The 18,187-nt window shown below is 74.3% G+C and carries 13 protein-coding genes and 1 pseudogene; 2 read left to right on the top strand and 12 right to left on the bottom strand.

What is annotated here, in order from left to right:
* Nucleotides 1-69 precede the first annotated feature (69 nt).
* The 4 genes from AC1VM9_RS13625 to AC1VM9_RS13610 all read right to left on the bottom strand — a co-directional run bounded on the left by AC1VM9_RS13625 (nt 70) and on the right by AC1VM9_RS13610 (nt 5,058).
* The gene (locus tag AC1VM9_RS13625; protein WP_483123010.1) at nt 70-1,893 is read right to left on the bottom strand and encodes an LpqB family beta-propeller domain-containing protein; all 1,824 of its coding nucleotides are present in this window, start codon (nt 1,891-1,893) and stop codon (nt 70-72) included.
* On the bottom strand, nt 1,890-3,641 hold the full coding sequence (gene mtrB, locus AC1VM9_RS13620; RefSeq protein ID WP_481339788.1) for an MtrAB system histidine kinase MtrB: 1,752 nt from the start codon (nt 3,639-3,641) through the stop codon (nt 1,890-1,892). Before mtrB ends, AC1VM9_RS13625 begins: the two co-directional genes overlap by 4 nt.
* Nucleotide 3,642: 1 nt before the next feature.
* A complete protein-coding gene (mtrA, locus tag AC1VM9_RS13615; RefSeq protein ID WP_481339785.1) occupies nt 3,643-4,320 on the bottom strand; it encodes an MtrAB system response regulator MtrA in 678 nt (225 codons plus the stop codon).
* A gap of 174 nt (nt 4,321-4,494) precedes the next feature.
* Nucleotides 4,495-5,058, bottom strand: coding sequence for a hypothetical protein (locus AC1VM9_RS13610; protein WP_483123008.1), 564 nt, complete (start codon nt 5,056-5,058; stop codon nt 4,495-4,497).
* A 129-nt stretch (nt 5,059-5,187) separates the two neighbouring features.
* Here AC1VM9_RS13610 and AC1VM9_RS13605 point away from each other — a divergent pair, with 129 nt between their 5' ends.
* Entirely contained in the window at nt 5,188-6,732 is a 1,545-nt protein-coding gene (locus tag AC1VM9_RS13605; RefSeq protein WP_483123007.1) for a hypothetical protein, read from the top strand.
* Between the two features lie 133 nt (nt 6,733-6,865).
* On the opposite strand, the gene ahcY is transcribed toward AC1VM9_RS13605, so the two are convergent.
* The 7 genes and pseudogenes from ahcY to AC1VM9_RS13570 form a co-directional block, all read right to left on the bottom strand.
* On the bottom strand, nt 6,866-8,302 hold the full coding sequence (gene ahcY / locus AC1VM9_RS13600) for an adenosylhomocysteinase (protein ID WP_483123006.1): 1,437 nt from the start codon (nt 8,300-8,302) through the stop codon (nt 6,866-6,868).
* A 147-nt stretch (nt 8,303-8,449) separates the two neighbouring features.
* A pseudogene (locus AC1VM9_RS13595) lies at nt 8,450-9,378 on the bottom strand (DUF808 domain-containing protein).
* A 32-nt stretch (nt 9,379-9,410) separates the two neighbouring features.
* The gene (locus AC1VM9_RS13590) at nt 9,411-10,823 is read right to left on the bottom strand and encodes a mycothione reductase (RefSeq protein WP_483123004.1); all 1,413 of its coding nucleotides are present in this window, start codon (nt 10,821-10,823) and stop codon (nt 9,411-9,413) included.
* A 74-nt stretch (nt 10,824-10,897) separates the two neighbouring features.
* On the bottom strand, nt 10,898-12,034 hold the full coding sequence (locus AC1VM9_RS13585) for an SIS domain-containing protein (protein ID WP_483123003.1): 1,137 nt from the start codon (nt 12,032-12,034) through the stop codon (nt 10,898-10,900).
* A 13-nt stretch (nt 12,035-12,047) separates the two neighbouring features.
* The gene (locus AC1VM9_RS13580) at nt 12,048-12,251 is read right to left on the bottom strand and encodes a Trm112 family protein (protein ID WP_481339764.1); all 204 of its coding nucleotides are present in this window, start codon (nt 12,249-12,251) and stop codon (nt 12,048-12,050) included.
* A complete protein-coding gene (locus tag AC1VM9_RS13575; protein WP_483123001.1) occupies nt 12,248-13,723 on the bottom strand; it encodes a phosphomannomutase/phosphoglucomutase in 1,476 nt (491 codons plus the stop codon). Before AC1VM9_RS13575 ends, AC1VM9_RS13580 begins: the two co-directional genes overlap by 4 nt.
* 16 nt (nt 13,724-13,739) lie before the next feature.
* Nucleotides 13,740-14,156: a DUF3499 domain-containing protein gene (locus AC1VM9_RS13570; protein WP_481339756.1), complete on the bottom strand. Its 417-nt coding sequence runs from the start codon at nt 14,154-14,156 to the stop codon at nt 13,740-13,742.
* A gap of 133 nt (nt 14,157-14,289) precedes the next feature.
* Here AC1VM9_RS13570 and AC1VM9_RS13565 point away from each other — a divergent pair, with 133 nt between their 5' ends.
* On the top strand, nt 14,290-14,802 hold the full coding sequence (locus tag AC1VM9_RS13565; protein WP_481339751.1) for a metallopeptidase family protein: 513 nt from the start codon (nt 14,290-14,292) through the stop codon (nt 14,800-14,802).
* Between the two features lie 57 nt (nt 14,803-14,859).
* Here AC1VM9_RS13565 and AC1VM9_RS13560 read toward each other — a convergent pair whose 3' ends face one another.
* A complete protein-coding gene (locus AC1VM9_RS13560; protein ID WP_483124020.1) occupies nt 14,860-16,320 on the bottom strand; it encodes a DUF5719 family protein in 1,461 nt (486 codons plus the stop codon).
* Nucleotides 16,321-18,187: the final 1,867 nt, after the last annotated feature.

Below are 18,187 nucleotides of genomic sequence, written 5' to 3'. Positions count from 1 at the left end.
GCCTCGGTCGCGGGCCTGTGGACGCCTCGCGCCCGGGCCGGGGGGTGTGGAGGAGCGCCGGTGCGCCGGTCAGCCGCCCGGGACGAGGACGTCGCTGCCGTTCTCGATCCTGCGCCAGGTGGACCCGGCGCGGACGAAGACGTGGTCGTCGGAGGTGATGACCACGAGACCGCGGGGACCTCCGACGGTCGTGATGCGGACGGCACCGGCCACCGCTCCCAGCCCGGCGGTCGACTGCCGGCGGCCGTCGATGCCGGCCCCCAGCGTCCCGGTCCACGGATGCATGCTGCCGCGCGCGCCCTCGGTGCCGAGCACGGCGTAGGACACCGGACCGAGCCAGGTGACGTCCTGCAGCTGGGTCAGTGACTGGGCCTGGCGTTCCGGCGTCGTCAGGGACAGGGGCTCGCCGTTGGTGGCCCTGACGATGCCGGTGAGCCCCAGCTGCTGGTCGCGACCGAACCGGTCGGTGCTGATGACGAGCGCGCGGGACGCGTCGGCCGAGACGCTGAGCGCGACGACACGGCGCCCCGCCAGCCAGGGCGCGCTGATCGCGCGCGGCCGCGCCGCGGGGTCCTTCGAGACGCTGTCGAGGACGTAGACGTGGTCGGCACCGTCGCGGCCGCTGCCGGCGATCCACAGGTAGCCGCTGTTGTCGTAGGACGGACGCGTCAGCGAGGTCGCGAACGGCGCGAGGAACCGGGTCTCGGCCGACGCGCTCCAGATCGACAGCTCCGCTCGGCCAGTGGACACGGCGGCCAGCTGCTTGCCGTCGACCGACAGGGCGAGGGCGGTCCACGTGTCGGGGACGCGCGCGATGTCACCGTCGCGTGGCTTGAGGTCGGGTCGCCTGGCGCCGTTGCCGGTGTCGGACACGTAGGTCGGGTCGATCCGCGTGACGGAGTCGCCCGCGCGCAGCAGGGCGGTGTCCTGCGCCGGGCGGGTCACGGTGTCGAAGCCGAGGTCGGTCGCGGCCCCGACGGTGGTCAGGCCGCCGGGCAGCTCGAGCGGGGTGCCGGCCACGGCAAGCGACACCGACGAGACCGTCGGGACCTGCCGCAGCGTCTCGGTCAGCTGCGCCCACAGGGCGGCGCGCCCGTCGGGGTCCGCCGAGAGTGCCTGGGTGCTGAGGTTGACCTGCGCCTGCCCGTTCTCGACCGGCACCGCGTTCACGGCGAGGCGGGTGCCCGGCGGCGCCGCGGTGGCGACGGCGCCGCCGAGGTAGGCCGGCACCGGCGACAGCTGCGCGCGGGCCAGCGTCGTCGGCAGCCGCGAGCCGATGGGGAACCAGCGCGAGTCGGGCACGAGGTCGCGACCGGTCCTCGTCACGTAGTAGACGAGCTGGTTGGTGTAGATGCGCTCGAACTGGTCGGTGTCGAGCCACAGCCCGAAACCGCGGGGCGGCAGCTCGATGCGCCACTCCCCCCGCACCTTCGTCAACCCGAGGACCATCGACACCCGCGTGCCCGGCTCCTGCTCCTCGTACCGTCCGTCGGCCGACACGCGAGCGACCTCGTCGGCCGACACCTCGAGGCGGTCCGGACCGACCCTCCGGAAGGACAGGTCGCCGTCGTAGACGACGACGTCCTCGGTGCCCCACCGCCACAGGTCGACCGACTGCGGGGCGAGGAAGAGCTTGCCGGTCTGGTGCGTCTCGTCGTTGTCCTCGCCGGCCCGCAGGAAACCTCGGATGACGGCCTCCTGGCTCGCCCCGTCGACGGGGCCGACGGCCGCGACGCGGACCGGTTCGACGGCCGAGTCACCGAGGGCCCTGCCGTCGACGACCGGGCCGGAGCCGGGCAGCCCGCCGCACCCGGCGAGGAGGAGCGTCGTCACCGCGGCGGCCGCGGCCAGCGCCACGCGCCGACGCGGCCGCCGGACGGGGCGACCCGTCACGGGGAGCGCTCCACCGCGATGCGCCTCAGGCGCAGCGTGTCCTCGTCGGTACCGCCCGTGCCGCCGGTGCCGTCGCTGCGCGTCGCCTCCCCCAGCGCGGCGCCCTCGCGACGGGCCCTGGCCGCCTCGGCCGCGAGCGGGCTGAGCGGCAGGGGTGAGCTGGTGATGGTGGCGTCGGCCTTGCGCGGCAGCGTCAGCCGGAAGCAGGAACCCTCGCCGTGCGCGCCCCACGCCTCGAGTCGTCCGGCGTGCAGCCGGGCATCCTCGAGCGCGATGGCCAGGCCCAGGCCCGTGCCTCCGGTCGTGCGGGCCCGCGCCGGGTCGGCGCGCCAGAACCGGGTGAAGACGAGGGCCGCCTCGCCCGGCCGGAGCCCGACGCCGTGGTCGCGCACGGTGACCGCGACGGCCGAGTCGTTCTCGCCCACGGTCACCTCGACCGGGCGGCCCTCGCCGTGCTCGACCGCGTTGGACACGAGGTTGCGCAGGATCCGTTCGATGCGGCGCGAGTCCATGTCGGCGATGACCGGCCGCTTGGGCATCCGCAGCACCAGCCGCGTGCCGCGGCTGGCGGCGAGGGCCCGGTGGGCGTCGACGGCTCGCTCCACCGACGCACGCAGGTCGGTCGCCTCGACCTCGAGCACCGCGGCGCCGGCGTCGAACCGGGAGATCTCGAGCAGGTCGGTCAGGAGCGACTCGAACCGGTCGAGCTCCTTGTGGAGCAGCTCGGCGGAGCGGGCGACGGTCGGGTCGAACCCGGCCCGGGAGTCGTGGATGAGGTCGCCGGCCATCCGGATCGTCGTCAACGGGGTGCGCAGCTCGTGCGACACGTCGGAGACGAACCGCTGCTGGACACGCGAGAGGTTCTCCAGCTGGGCGATCTGCTGCTGCAGGGAGGCCGCCATGGCGTTGAAGGAGTTGCCGAGGCGGGCGAGGTCGTCCTCGCCCTTGGAGCGCATCCGCTCGTTGAGGTTGCCCTCGGCGAAGCGCTCGGCCACGAGCGCGGCCCGGCGGACCGGGTCGGCGACGAGGCGCGTCACGACGAAGGCGATGGCGCCGATGAGCAGCACGAGGATGGCACCACCGACGAGGAACGTCTGGCCGATGAAGGAGATGATCTCCCGCTCCCGGTGCATCGGGTAGATGAAGTAGAGGCCGTAGTCGCCGGCCACGGGCGTGGCGATGCGCTGCCCGACGATGACCGCCGAGATGGAGTCGTTGCCCTCGTCGATCGTCGCGACCTGCAGGTGCTGGCGGTCCGGCTGCGCGGCGACCTGGGCGCGCAGCTCCGCCGGGATGAACCGCGCGCTGCCCGAGCTGCTCTCGATGGTGTTGATGATGATGCGACGACCGGCCGGGTTGTCGAGCGTCGACAGGACGACGTAGCGCTTCTCGTTGCCGGCGTCGCGCCGGTACTGGTTGACGAGCGTCGTCGCGAACTGGGTCAGCGCGGCGTCGGAGGCGATCTGGTCCGTCGAGTCGAACTGCTTCTGCGCGTCGGCGGCGTCACGCAGGCTGTCGTCGGCGGCGATCCGCTGGCGCCCGTCGACGAGGCCCTGGGCGATCGAGCCGTAGAGGTAGGTGCCGACGGCCGTGAGCACGAGGATGCCGAGCAGCATCGTGACCATGACGACGCGGAACCCGAGCGATGACCGCCACAGGTGCACGAGGCGCGAACCCGCCCGGCGCAGCGCCGAGCGGGCCCGCGACGCGAGCCCGGCGACCTGCGCGGTGCCCGACCTCGCGGTCATCTCAGGCCGGACCCGCCTTGTACCCGACGCCGCGGACCGTCACGACGATCTCCGGGCGTTCGGGGTCGTGCTCGATCTTCGAGCGCAGCCGCTGGACGTGGACGTTGACGAGACGGGTGTCGCCCGCGTGGCGGTAGCCCCACACCTGCTCGAGGAGCACCTCGCGGGTGAAGACCTGCCACGGCTTGCGGGCCAGGGCCACGAGCAGGTCGAACTCGAGTGGCGTCAGGGACAACGGCCGGCCGTCGCGCTTGACCGAGTGCCCGGCGACGTCGATCTCGAGGTCGCCGATGGCGAGCTTCTCGGGGGCCGGCTCGTCGCCGCGGCGCAGCCGGGCGCGGACGCGGGCGATGAGCTCCTGGGGCTTGAACGGCTTGACGACGTAGTCGTCGGCGCCGGACTCGAGGCCGACGACGACGTCGACGGTGTCGGTGCGGGCCGTCAGCATGACGATCGGCACGCCGCTCTCGGAGCGGATGCGTCGGCACACCTCCATGCCGTCGAGGCCGGGCAGCATGACGTCGAGCAGAACCAGGTCGGCGTGCGACTCGCGGAAGGCGGACACCGCCTCGGCGCCGTCGGCCACGTGGGTGACCTCGAGCCCTTCGTTGCGCAGCACGATCCCGAGCATCTCGGCGAGTGCGAGGTCGTCGTCGACGACCAGTACCCGACCCTTCACGACACACTCCGTTCCCGGGACGACAGTGTCCCGTCCCCCGTAGTCCTTTGGCACATCATCACACAGGGACGCGACGCGGCCGGTACGACGCGGGGACGCCGGCGCGGGCGGGTGCGGTGCGGGCGGAACGCCGCGAACCGGACGAACCGTCCGGCGGTCACGACCCGGCCTGTGTCAACCCTGCGTGACGTACCACTTCCCGCCGATGCGGACCGCCTTGAAGTTCGAGACGACGTCGGCCGCGAGCGCCGGCTCGGTCGTCACGCTCTCGAACGAGGCCTGGTCACCGGTGACGGTGGCCCCGCTGATCTTCAGGCCCCGGAACGCGCCGCCGAGCTCCTTGAGCTGGTCGAGCATCGGCGTGATCGTCTTGCTGCACGCCGCCGCCGCGCCCGGGATGCTCGAGATGGTCTTGCCCCCGGTGGCCATGAGCTCGCACACGGTCCGGCCGTCGCCGGCGACCATGGCGCCGAGCCACGAGGTCATCGCGGCCTCCGGCGTGGTCTGGTCGACCGGGGTCGGCGTGGCCGCGGTGGTGCTGTCGCCGGTGGCGCCGCTCGTGTCGGACGGAGTAGCCGACGCCGTGTCCGACTGGGTGTCGGACGGGGTGTCGGACGCCGTCGTGGCAGACGAGGCGGCGGGCGTCGTGCTCGGCGTGGTGGGCGGGGTGGCCTTGCTGCAGGCCGCGAGCGAGACGGAGAGCGAGAACGCCAGCACGGCGGTCGTGAGCTTCTTCATGGAGGGTCCCTGCCAGACGGTGGTGAGTTGGCGCCAATCCTCGCACGGTGGCCGCGGGCCGGGACCGGGCCGCAGGACCGATCGGGCCAAAACGGCCCAGCCGCAGGATGGAGCGGGGATGATCGGCCCGTGACGAGCGACACGACCCGCGCCGCGGGCGTCACCGGGACACCGGTGCCGGACGCCGCCGGCGCCGCCGACGCCCCGGACGCCCCGGACGCCGCCGACGCCTCGGACGCCCCGGACACCGCGGACGCCCCGACCGTCGACGCGACGCGGCGCCCGCCGCTGCCCTACCGCGTGCGCCAGGCGCTGCCGGGCCTCGTGCTCCTCGCGGCGATCGTCCAGGTGGCGCGCCCCGTGTCCGACCCGGACACCTTCTGGCACCTGGCCGCCGGTGACCGGCTGCGCACGACGTGGGTGTTCAACGGCCCCGACCCGTGGAGCACGATGTCGACCCAGCCGTGGCGCCTGCACGAGTGGCTCCCCGAGCTGCTCATGAGCCTGGCCCAGCAGCTGCTCGGCCTGCCCGGCGTCGCCTGGCTGCTGCCGCTCGGGGTCGCCGGCATCGGCCTCGTGCTGTGGCGGGTCACGCGCCGTCGCGGCTCACTGCTCGTCTCGGCCGCGGTGACCGCCGTCGCTCTCGCGGCGATGAGCCAGAGCCTGTCGTTGCGCCCTCACCTCGTGACCTTCGCCCTCACCGCCGTGACGACGGGGGCGTGGCTGCGCTCGTGGCAGGACCGCCGGGCCCGCTGGTGGCTCGTGCCGCTGACGTGGCTCTGGGCCTGCTCGCACGGCATGTGGTTCATGGGGGTGCTCGTGGGCGTGGTGGCGCTCGTCGGCCTCGCCCTCGACCGACGCGTCGGCCGCCGTGAGTGGGGACGGCTCGCGCTCGTGCCACTGGCGTCGCTGGCCGTCGCGGCGCTGACGCCGACCGGGCCGGAGCTGCTGCTGTCGCCCTTCGCGGTGTCGGAGACGACGCAGTTCGTCCAGGAGTGGATGGCCCCCTCGATCAAGCAGCCCGGGTTCGCGTTCTTCGTCGGGATGGTCGGCGTGGTCGTCCTCGTGTGGGCGCGGTCGCGCTCCCGGGTGCCGTGGACGGACGTCCTGCTCCTCGTCCTCGGCACGGGCCTCGCCCTGCTCTACGCCCGGACGGTCGCCGTCGGTGCGGCGGTCGTGGCCCCGGTCGCCGCCGTCACGCTGCAGGGCCTGCTGCCCACGGCTCCCGAGCCGGTCGAGCGCCGCGAGGTCGGGTTCACCGTCGGCCTGGCCTCGCTCGGCCTCGTCGTGGCGGCCGTCGTCGTCGCGGTACGGGCCGTGCTGCCGGCCTGGGGTGCGACCGGTCTCGACCCGGCCATCGCCAGGCTGCCCGCCGGGACCGTCGTCTGCAACGACTACGGCATCGGCGGCTGGCTCATCTGGCGGCACCCGAACGTGCGTCCGGCCATCGACGGCCGCATCGAGGTCTACAGCCTCAGTCACGTGCGCGAGTACGTCGCCTTCTCCTCGGCCACCCCCGGGTGGACCGCCTACCTGACGCACACCGGCTGTCGCTGGGCGCTCGTGTCGGCCTCCTCCGCGGCGTCGGAGGCCCTCCAGAAGCAGGCCGGCTGGCGCGTCGCGGACCGCGACTCCGAGTTCGTCCTGCTGCAGGCGCCTCCCGCGGGTCGCTGACGGCCCGTGCGCTGACGCAGCGGTGCCGCCCGCCCCGGTGGGCGCCGACGCAGCGGTGCCGCCCGCCCCCGGTGGGGGCGAGCGGCACATGACAGGCAACCGGAGCGACCGGCGCGTCGCCGCAGCGGTCGCTTCAGTACCGGTAGTGCTCCGGCTTGTACGGGCCGGCGACGTCGACGCCGAGGTACTCGGCCTGGCCCTTGGTCAGCTCGGTCAGCCGCACGCCCAGGGCGTCGAGGTGCAGGCGGGCGACCTTCTCGTCGAGGACCTTGGGCAGGGTGTAGACCTGCTTGTCGTACTCGCCGGTCTTCGTGAACAGCTCGATCTGGGCGATCGTCTGGTTGCTGAAGGAGTTGCTCATGACGAAGCTCGGGTGCCCCGTGGCGTTGCCGAGGTTCATGAGACGGCCCTCGGACAGCACGATGATCGAGCTGCCGGACTCGAAGGTCCACTCGTGCACCTGCGGCTTGATCTGCGTCTTGACGACGCCGGGCACGCGGGCCAGCCCCGCCATGTCGATCTCGTTGTCGAAGTGGCCGATGTTGGCCACGATCGCCTTGTTCTTCATCCGCTGCATGTGCTCGGCCGTGATGACGTCCTTGCAGCCGGTCGTCGTGACGAAGATGTCGGCGACGTCGACGACGTCCTCGAGGCGGGCCACCTGGTAGCCCTCCATCGCGGCCTGGAGCGCGCAGATCGGGTCGACCTCGGTGACGATGACCCGGGCGCCCTGGCCGGCGAGGCTCTGCGCGCAGCCCTTGCCGACGTCGCCGTAGCCGGCCACGACCGCGACCTTGCCGCCGATGAGCACGTCGGTGGCCCGGTTGAGGCCGTCGATGAGCGAGTGGCGGCAGCCGTACTTGTTGTCGAACTTGCTCTTGGTCACGGCGTCGTTGACGTTGATCGCCGGGAAGAGCAGCTCACCGGCCTCGGCGAGCTGGTAGAGACGGTGGACGCCGGTCGTCGTCTCCTCCGTGACGCCCTTGATGCCGGCCGCGACGCGCGTCCACTTCTGCGGGTCGGCCGCGACGGTCGCGCGGACGAGCTCCTTGAAGACGCCGAACTCCTCGGAGTCGGACTCGTCGTTCGGCGGGACCTGGCCCGCCTTCTCCCACTCGACGCCCTTGTGGACGAGCATCGTGGCGTCGCCGCCGTCGTCGAGGATCATGTTCGGGCCCTCGCCGTTCGGCCAGGTGAGGATCTGGTCGGTGCACCACCAGTACTCCTCGAGCGTCTCGCCCTTCCAGGCGAACACCGGCACGCCCTCGGGCGCGTCGGCCGTTCCGTTCGGACCGACGACGACCGCGGCGGCGGCCTCGTCCTGGGTGGAGTAGATGTTGCAGCTGGCCCAGCGGACCTCGGCACCGAGCGCGGTCAGCGTCTCGATGAGGACGGCCGTCTGGACGGTCATGTGGAGCGAGCCGGCGATGCGGGCGCCCCGGAGCGGCTGTGCGTCGGCGTACTCGGCGCGCAGGGCCATGAGGCCCGGCATCTCGTGCTCGGCGAGCCGGAGCTGGTGGCGCCCCGCCTCGGCGAGGCTCAGGTCGGCAACCTTGTAGTCGAAGGACATGGGTGATCGCTTCCTCTGGTGGTCGGTGTGCAGACCCGGCGCGCCCCTCTGGGCCATCGTTCGCGGGTCATCACCCACGCCGGCAGTCCCCCAGTCTAGCGAGGCCTCGCGGAGCAGCCCAACGACCGTGTCGAGCCCGGGCTCGGGTCAGTGGGTGGCAGTCCTGCGGCGCCGGGGGACGACGTGGAGCAGCGCGACGAGCGCGGCCCCGACGACGAGCCCGATGACGGCCGAGGCGAGGGTGTTGACGAACCACGCCAGGACCCCGCCGACGCCGGGCACGCCGGCAACGCCCTCCTCGAGGTGGTGCACCCCTGCGTACAGCGCGTGCCAGCCGAGCTCGTCGACGCCCACGAGCAGGATGTGGCCGCCGACCCAGAGCATCGCCGCGATGCCGACCGTCGCGAGCACGGACAGCAGCCTCGGCATGCCCTTGACGAGGGCCCGGCCGAGCCGCTGCGAGCCGCCGGACTCGCGTTCGGCGAGCGACAGGCCGACGTCGTCCATCTTGACGATGAGCCCGACGACGCCGTAGACGAGCGCCGTGATGAGCAGCGCGACGATGACGAGGATGACGGCCCGCGACAGCAGCGGCTCCTGCTCGACCTCGTTGAGGGCGATGACCATGATCTCGGCCGACAGGATGAAGTCGGTGCGGACGGCACCGGCCACGACGACCTGCTCGTCGACCTCGCCGGGCTCCCCCACCTCCTCGTGGTGGCCCGAGACGAGCTCCACACCTTCTCGGCGCCCTCGTAGGACAGGTAGGCACCGCCGACCATGAGGACCGGGGTGAGCAGCCACGGCAGGAACTGGCTGAGCAGCAGGATGACGGGAAGGATGATGAGCAGCTTGTTGCGCAGCGAGCCGACCGCGATCTTCTTGATGATCGGCAGCTCGCGCTCGGGGTGCAGCCCCTGCACGTAGCGCGGGGTGACGGCGGTGTCGTCGACGACGACGCCCGTGGCCTTGATGCTCGCCCTCGTCGCGGCCGCGCCGACGTCGTCGACGGAGGCGGCCGCGAGCTTGGCGAGCGCCGCGATGTCGTCGAGGAGCGCTACGAGTCCACCTGCCATGCGCACAGCCTAGGGCGCGTCCCAGCGTGCTCTCAGGGACGGGTCGTGCCGTCCCGGGTGGGCGGGTCGACGGCGAGCCCGAGGAGAGCGTTCTCGACGACCTCCGCGAGGGCCGGGTGGATCCAGTACTGTCCGCGTCCGACGTCGTGGACGTGCGCGCCGGTCGCCATGGCCTGCACGAGCGGCTGCACGAGGCTCGTCGCGTGGGGTCCGAGCAGGTGGGCGCCGAGCAGCCGCCCGGACCGCGGGTCGGCGACGAGCTTGCAGACGCTCGTCGTGTCCTCCATCGCCCACCCGTAGGCGGTGTCGCCGTAGTGCTGGACGGCGGTGACGTGTGCCAGGCCGGCGTCGACGCAGGCTTGCTCGCTGAGGCCGACGGTCGCGATCTGCGGGTGGCTGAAGATGCCGGAGGGCACGTGCGCGTGCGGGAGCCGGTGCAGGTCCTCGGGGTGCGCGAGGTTGTGCGCGACCGCCCGGGCCTCGGCGTTCGCGACGTGCTTGAGCTGCCACGGCGAGCTGACGTCGCCCAGGGCCCAGACGCCGGGCAGGTTGGTGCGGCCGTACTCGTCCACGGCGACGCGGCCGTCGTCGTGCAGGCGCAGCCCCACGGCGTCGGCGCCGAGGTCGTCGGTGTTGGGCCGGCGCCCCGTGGCGACGAGCAGGAGGTCGCCCTCGACGGTGGCGCCACCCAGCAGGTGCACCCGCACGCCGCCGCACGGCCCGGCGAGCCGCTCGACCGCCGTGACCTCGACGCCGGTGCGCACGTCCCACTGCTCACGCGCGAGGTCGGTGAAGCGCTGGGAGATCTCGGTGTCGAGATGGCGCAGCAGCTGCGAGCCGCGCGCGAGGACCGTGACGTGCACGCCGAACGCGGAGAAGACGTGGGCCATCTCGGCCGCGATGAACCCGCCGCCGATGACGACCATCCGCCGTGGCAGCTCGTCGATGCGCATGACGGTGTCGGAGGTGTGGAACGGCACCCCCGACGCCGTGACGACGTCCGGGACGACGGGCCGCGCACCCGCGGCGACGACGACCTGGTCCGCGGTCACCACCTCGGTCCCTCCGGCGTGCAGCCGGACCGTCAGCTCGCGGTCACCCGTGAACCGGGCGTGTCCGAGAAGCGCCGACGTGTTCGGGCCCTCCTGCCGGTAGCGCAGCCCGCCCTCGGAGATCGGGTCGATGCGTCCGAACACCCGGTCGCGCACGTCCCGCCAGCGCACGCCGTCGAGGATGGCGTCGACGCCGTAACGGGCCGCCGAGCGCACGGAGTCGGCCACCTCGGCGGCATAGACGAACATCTTCGTCGGGATGCACCCGACGTTGATGCAGGTGCCCCCGAAGATGCCGCCCTCGATGACGGCGACGCGCTTGCCGGCGAAGTCGGGGGTGACGAGCGAGTTGCCGCTGCCGCTGCCGATGATGGCGAGGTCGTAGTGGGCCACGGTCGCAGCCTACGGAGGCATGGGCGGTCCGCCGGGTCAGGCACCCCGGCACCCGGGCCGTCGCCCGGTGCGGCTCAGCGGCTGCGGGCCCCCCGCAGGAGCTCGACGTGGGGCGAGGTGGCCGGGTCGAAGCCCAGGCCGAGCGCGAGGTACGTGGCGGCGAAGTCGGTGAGCGCGACGTGGTGGGCGAAGCGCAGCAACGGGTGGGTGGCCGGCGCGTCGACGAGGGAGACGCGCACGCCGGCGTCCTCGGCGACGGACACGATGGTCGCGGTCAACCGCTCGTCGGCGCCGTCGCTCGTGTCGCGGAGCATGATGAGCCGCAGCGGGGGCCGCGTCGGTCCGTCGAGGAACGGGTCGGCGAAGATGTCCTCGGCCCCACCGTCGGCGCCGCCGCCGGACAGCGGCCCGTCGAAGCACGCGACGATCTGGCTCGCCGCGTCGGGCAGTGCGCCGTGGGCCACGGGGACACGGCCGGTCCGGCCGAACATCCCCGCCGCGCGGCGGGCTGCGACGCCGCCGAACGGTCCCTCCCCCAGGACGATCGGCGCGGACTCGGCGATCTCGGTGGCCAGGACCTTGGCGGGGTTGACGAACGACTCCGACGAGGGGCGCGCCTCGGTGGCGCACCGGTCGAGCACGTCGGCGAGCGCCCCGAGCGTCTCGGTCCCCGCGGGCGCGATGCCGAGCGCGTCGGCGGCGAGGAGGGTGGGCGTCGCCTGCGCCCACATCGACGTGCGTGACGAGGACCCCGAGACGGGGATCGGCACGTGGACGCCCCGCGCCCGGGCGCTGACCTCGGCCAGGGGCGAGTCGGCCGCGCCGATGGTCAGCAGGGAGGCGCCCCGCCGCTGAGCCTCGGCGGCGAGGGCGAGAGCGCCGGCGGCGCGTCCCGACTGCGACACGGCGATGACGAGGTCGAGCGAGCCCACCCAGCCCGGCAGCGGCCCGGCGGAGCAGCTCTGCACCGGCAGGGACGCCCCGGCGCAGGCGAGCGCCTCGAAGAGGTCCGCGACGGCCGCCGAACCGCCGGCCGCCGCGACGACGACACCGCGGGGCTCGACGTCACGCAGCCGCTCGAGCCCCGCGTCGGAGGCCGCCTCGAGGGACCGACGCACCTGGGCTCCGGCCGAGGCGAGCGCGCGCAGGGTGTCGCTGCGGTCCAGGGCCGCGAGCGTCCCCTCGTCGTCGAGGCGGGTCTCGTCGAACACGGCGCCGACCGCGTCAGCCGTCGGTGCGCCGGGCGAGGTCGACGAGCAGCACGGGCACCCCGGACTCGACCGGGTAGGCGAGATGGTCGGTGGCACAACGCAGCTCGGGCGTCTCGCCCGACCCCGAGTCGTGCGTCGCGTCGGTCAGCTCGCCCTTGCACTTCGGGCAGCGGAGGATGGCGCGCAGCCACGGCTCGATGGTCTGCTGGGTGGTCACGATGCGTCTCCTGTGTCGGTCGGGTCCGTCATCGCGTCCGCCACACCGTCGCCGGACCGGATCAGGGCGAGCATCTCGTCGCGGACGCGCTCCATGGTCTCACGGTCGGCGGCCTCGACGTTGAGCCGCAACAGCGGCTCGGTGTTGGAGGCGCGGACGTTGAACCACCACATCGGCTCGGTGCCCTCGGGGCAGGTGACGGTGAGGCCGTCGAGCTCGTCGGTGCCGGCGCCGCGGACCGTCGCCCACGCCCGCACCTGCTCGACGACGGCGGCCTGGTCCTCGACGGTGGAGTTGATCTCGCCGGAGGCGACGTAGCGCTCGTACTGGCTGCACAGACGCGACAGCGGGTCGTCCTGCTCGCCGAGGGCCGCGAGGACGTGCATCGCCGCCAGCATCCCGGTGTCGGCGAACCAGAAGTCGCGGAAGTAGTAGTGCGCCGAGTGCTCGCCGCCGAACACGGCTCCGGCGCGGGCCATCTCGGCCTTGATGAAGGAGTGTCCCACGCGGGTGCGCACCGGGTTGGCGCCGTTCTCGGCGACGACCTCGCGGACCGCCGCGCTGGAGATGACGTTGTGCACGATGGAGACCTCGCGGTCGCCGCCCTCGCGCGCCCGGGCGATCTCGCGCGCCGCGACGAGGCCGGTGATCGCGCTCGGCGACACGGGCTCGCCGTCGGCGTCGACGACGAAGCAGCGGTCGGCGTCGCCGTCGAACGCCAGACCGATGTCGGCGCCGTGCTCGCGGACCGCGGCCTGCAGGTCGACGAGGTTGGCCGGGTCGAGCGGGTTGGCCTCGTGGTTGGGGAACGTGCCGTCGAGCTCGAAGTACATCGGCACGACCTCGAGCGGCAGCTCGGGAAGTCCGGCACCCGTGCCGAGGACGGCCGGGACGGTGTGCCCGCCCATGCCGTTGCCCGCGTCGACGACGACCTTGAGCGGCCGGCAGCCGGACAGGTCCACGAGCGAGCGGAGGAAGCCGGCGTAGTCACCGAGCAGGTCGCGGGTCGTGACGTTGCCCGGCCCCCCCACCGGCTCGGCCAGGCCGGTTCCGCCGTCGAGCAGCCACTGGGCGAGGTCGCGGATCTCCGCGAGCCCGGAGTCCTGGCCGACCGGGCGGGCTGCGGAGCGGCACATCTTGATGCCGTTGTACTGGGCCGGGTTGTGGCTCGCGGTGAACATCGCGCCCGGCAGGTCGAGGGCGCCGCTGGCGTAGTAGAGACCGTCGGTCGAACACAGGCCGACGTGGACGACGTCGATGCCGCGCGAGGTCACTCCGGCCGCGAACGCCTGCGACAGCTCGGGCGAGCTCGGCCGCATGTCGTGCCCGATGACGACAGCCGCGCTGCCGTCCGGGATGGCGACGACCTCCGCGAACGCGGCGCCGATGGCGCGGGCCACCTCGGGCGAGAGCTGGTCAGGGACGATCCCCCGGACGTCGTAGGCCTTGACGAAGTCGACGAGATGAGGCACGCGCCCACCCTAGTGGTCAGCCGTCGCGCAGGATGCGCAGGTGCCCGCGCCGGCCGGACTCCACGACACCGGCCTGGGCCTCGGCCGCCGCCTGGCCCCGGGGTTCGGCGCGCTCGCCCGGGGTCGGCTGACGCGACTGACTCGGCTGACGCGGCTGACGCGGACGGGCGGCCTCGCGGACCGCGTCGGCGAGGGCGAGCAGGTCGTCACCGGCCAGCTGCGGCTCGGGGAACTCCCCACCGACGCGCACGACGTCCCAGCCGCGCGGGGCCGTCATGCGCTCGGCGTGCTCGAGGCACAGGTCGTAGGTGTGCGGCTCGGCGTAGGTGGCGAGCGGGCCGACGACGACGGCACGGTCGGCGTAGGCGTAGGTCAGGGTCGCGACCGCAGGGCGCGCGCACCCCGTCTTCGAGCAACCACGAGTCAGACCCACGTCGCGGGACTCTAGTCGCCCGGTCGGACGAGGACGAATCACCACGCCGTGGACGCGACGGCGTCCCTGCCGCCGGTCCGCCACTCCTCGCGTCCCGACCGGCCGCGCCGACCCGTCGATCTAGAGTGGGACCGTGAGCACCTCCGGCACCACCCCGGGCGCGGGACCCGACACCGGGCGCGACCCGTCCGAGCGCACGGACCCGGACTCCGGACGCAGCGCCGCCGCCTCCCGGCGCCCGCTCCCCCGTCGGCGCGACCGGCACGGGCGCGGCAGGCGCGGACCGCTCGCCTGGCCGCCCGTCCCGGCGATGGTCTCCCGCCGCGACGAGTTCGACGACTACGTGCTCGATGCCGCGGCCCGGCTCGAGGCCACCTGCGGGCGCGCCTTCCCCGCAGTCGAGTTCGCGGTCGAGGACGTCCCGCGCGGACCTGCGGCCTGGGACCACCGCGAGGTGCCGCTGGGCCGCCTCTTCCCCGCCACGGGTGCCCGGCCGGCGCGGATCGTCGTCTACCGCCGCCCGGTCGAGACCCGCGTCTCGGACCGGCGTGACGTCGCCGCGCTCGTCGCCGACATCGTCACCGAGCAGGTTGCCGGCCTCCTCGGCGTCGCCCCCGAGGAGCTCGACCCCGGCTTCGGCGACTGACGAGGCCCTGCGTCGCGGCGGCCATCTCGCCGTGCGACGTCGGACAGCCTGCGCCGGTCAGTTGCGCACCTGGCGCACCGGGACGGACAGGGCCCGGACCGGGGCCGACTGGACGGCGGCGATGGAGAACGTCGGCACACCGCCGTCGGTGCCGGCGACCGAGACGGCGCCGCGGACCTCACCGCTCGTCGGCACGACCCAGACGCTGTCGGCGTCGCCGAGGTCGGTGGCCACGGTCGAACCGGCCGGGACGTCGACCGTCGTCGTGCGAGCGGCGTCCCCCGTGCCGATGCGCACCTGCGCACGCGCCGTGGTCTGGCCCGACGTCAGGAGGAGACGCTTGGTCGTGCCCGTGAGTCCCGGCAGCAGGACCCCGCCGAGACCGGTGAGGCGCGGCGTGGCCGCGGTCCAGGCGAAGTCGCCCATGCGGTCACCGGTCGAGGCACGCCGCTCGGTCCAGGCGCCGGCCACGACGGGCTGGTCGGACCGGACCCCGAGACCGAACGCGCCGGACGCGCGCTGGATGGGCACGTCGAGGGTCGACCCGGCGGGCACCCGGACCGCGCGCAGCTCGTCGGGCTGGACCGGTCCGGCGTCGGTGAGCAGGCTCAGGCGGACGAGCGCCTCGGTGTCACCGGGGTTGGCGACGCGGGCCCACACCGAGCCCGACGCGTCGATCCCCGGCACGACGAGGTCGGTCTCCGGCGGGGCGGCGCGGGTGGCGTCGTCGATGCCGCGTGCCGTTGCACCGTCGATCCACTGCTCGTCGAGCACCGCGGACAGGACGCCACCCGTGGCGGTGACGTGGACGGCGGGGCTGGCGAGGTCGGGCGCGAGCGCGTCGAGCGAGACGACCGCGCGCGAGTGCGGCTCGACCGAGATCGTGCGGTCGTCCAGGCCGGCCACCCGACCGCGCGCGCCGAACACCTCGAGCGAGGCGGTCACGGCATTGGCCCCGGGGTTGCCGAGGATGACCCGCTCCGTGCGGGACGGACCGGCACCCCCGCCGACGAGCCAGACGTCGGACGAGGGCAGCTGGCACGGCGTCACGGCCAGGCCCCGGTCGTCGTCGCCGGTGTGCTTCCACACCTGGGTCGCGACGAGGCCCGGGGCCAGTTGCCTGGTGGCTCGGGCGAGGACGCTGTCGGCCGTCTTCACGGTGGCGGTCACGGCCGAGCCCGCGGCACCGCCCTGGCCGAGCCCGGACGCGTCGCTGCCGGACAGCAGCGCGAGCGCGCCACCGCTCGGTGCCCCGGCGACGACCCCGGGGTCCGGGGCGGACGCGGCGACCGTGACGTCCGCCTCGACGTCGCGCAGGCCCACGGCGCCGAGCCGCTGCTGGCCGGGGCACACGAGCGTCGAGTCGTCGAGGAGGACGCTGGAGGTCTCGGGCAGGCCCGCGCGGTCCCCGGGCGCCGCCAGCTGGAGCGAGCCGCTGACGTGGGTGGCACCGACGGCCGCGCCGGCCGCGACGACGGCCACCGCGACGGACCGGATGATGCCCGCTGCCCTGCTCATGCGCGCCTCCTCGAGCGACGGTTGCCGAAGGGCAGCGCCATGAACACGACGAACGCGAGCAGCGCACCCTGTCCGAGACGCCACCAGGGCTGCGCCGCCGCGAGGTCGACGCGCAGGGCGCCCGGCGCCGACGGCACGACGTAGGTGGGTTGCGCAGCGCCGGGCACGGGGGCAGGACCGCGCCGTCGTAGCTGACGACGGCGTGCCGGGCCCACTCGGCCGGCTCGGCGAGGACGAGGCGTCGCTCGCCGGTCGCGGCGGGCAGCGAGGTGTCGACGGCGGCGTGCGGTCCGACGGTCGGGACGACGGCCAGCAGGCCGCCCGAACCGTCGACGAGGCGGGCGCGCGACGGCGCCGTGGCATCCTCGGCGCCCTGGGCCGCAGGCAGGGCCCGCACCTTCCAGAGGACGCCGTGCTGGCCGCTGCCCAGTCGGCTCAGCCCCTCGGCCGCGTCGAGCCGGCGTGCGAGCGGGCTGTCGGCCCCACCGGTCACCTGGACGAAGCCGATGCCGAGCCGGGCGAGGGACGACGCGTCGAGGGCATCGGCGGCCCGGCCACCGACGATGGCGGCGACGGCCGACACGAGGGGCGCGTCGTCGGCGTCGGGACGTCGGTCGAGGTCGCGCAACAGCTCACCGGGCTCCTGCCCGGCCAGGACGAAGTCGACGACGTCGTCGGACGGGCGCAGCAGCAGCAGGCGGTTGCCGAGCGGGCCGGTGGCCTGGTCGACGGCGACCGCGGGCAGCGTCGCCTCGCCGACCGACAGCGTCCGGCCGGCCCCCCGGACCGCCCAGACGCCGGCACCGGCGAGGACCGACCCCACGACGAGCACGACGGCCGCGACGGCCCCGGCCGGCCGCAGCCGTCCGTGGCCGCGACGCAGGTGTCCGAGGACGGCCCGACTGCCCGCGAGGAGCCCGACGAGCAGGCCCACGAACCACAGCTGGAGCCCGACCCCGGCCCACAGGTGCGCGGCCGCCGACGTGCCGACGCCGGTCTCGGCGGAGCCGAGGACGACGCGCGAGCCGCCGAGCGCGGCAGCGAGGCCGACGACCGCGAGCAGCCCGCCGACGGCGAGCCCGACCGACTCGGTCCGGGTCCGGGCCCGAACTGCGAACCCGGCGACCCCGAGGAGGACGACGGGTGCCACGAGCCACGCGGTCCACGACGAGGCACCCGGCTGCCCGAGGACGAGCGCCACCGGCCCCCAGGGGCCCGCGTCGGACCCGGTGGCCACGAGGCCGGGGCCTGACAGCAGGAGGTGCCAGTCCTCGACGAACCGAACCACCCACGGGCCGAGCAGCGCGGTGGGCACGACGAGCAGGACGAGGGCACGCGCGCGGCGCAGCCCCGGCCCGAGCAGGAGCAGGAGGAGCGCGGCGGCGACCGAGACGGCCAGCAGCGGCGGCGCGAACGCGCCGGTCACCGCCGTGGCCAGGGCCGTGGCGAAGGTGGCGGTGAAGGTGCCGTCACGGCGAGCGGCGAGGGCGTACCCGGCGACGACGAACGGCAGCAGGACGTGCGCGACGGCGAGGGTGACGCGACCCTGGGCCGCGCCCGTGACCAGCACGGCCGAGGACCCCCACGCGAGCGCGGCCGTGCCGCGGGCGACCCGGGAGGTGGTGACGACGCGTCCGGCGAGGTAGGCCGACCACGTCGCGAGCACGGGCGCGAGGAACAGCAGCCAGGCGATCGTCACGCCGGCGCTGGACCGGCCGTCGGCGACTCCGGGGAGGCGCTCGGCCAGCCACGTCAGACCGGAGAGCACCGCGAGGTGGGGCCCGGCGTCGACCGCGGTGCCGAGGCCGGCGCCGTGCCACGCGTCGAGGAAGGAGTGCCACAGCCCGTCGGACCCGGTGGCGACGGG

This window comes from Monashia sp. HAY1-11D (genome assembly GCF_056868035.1).
This window is presented reverse-complemented; position numbering and strand designations above follow the sequence as displayed.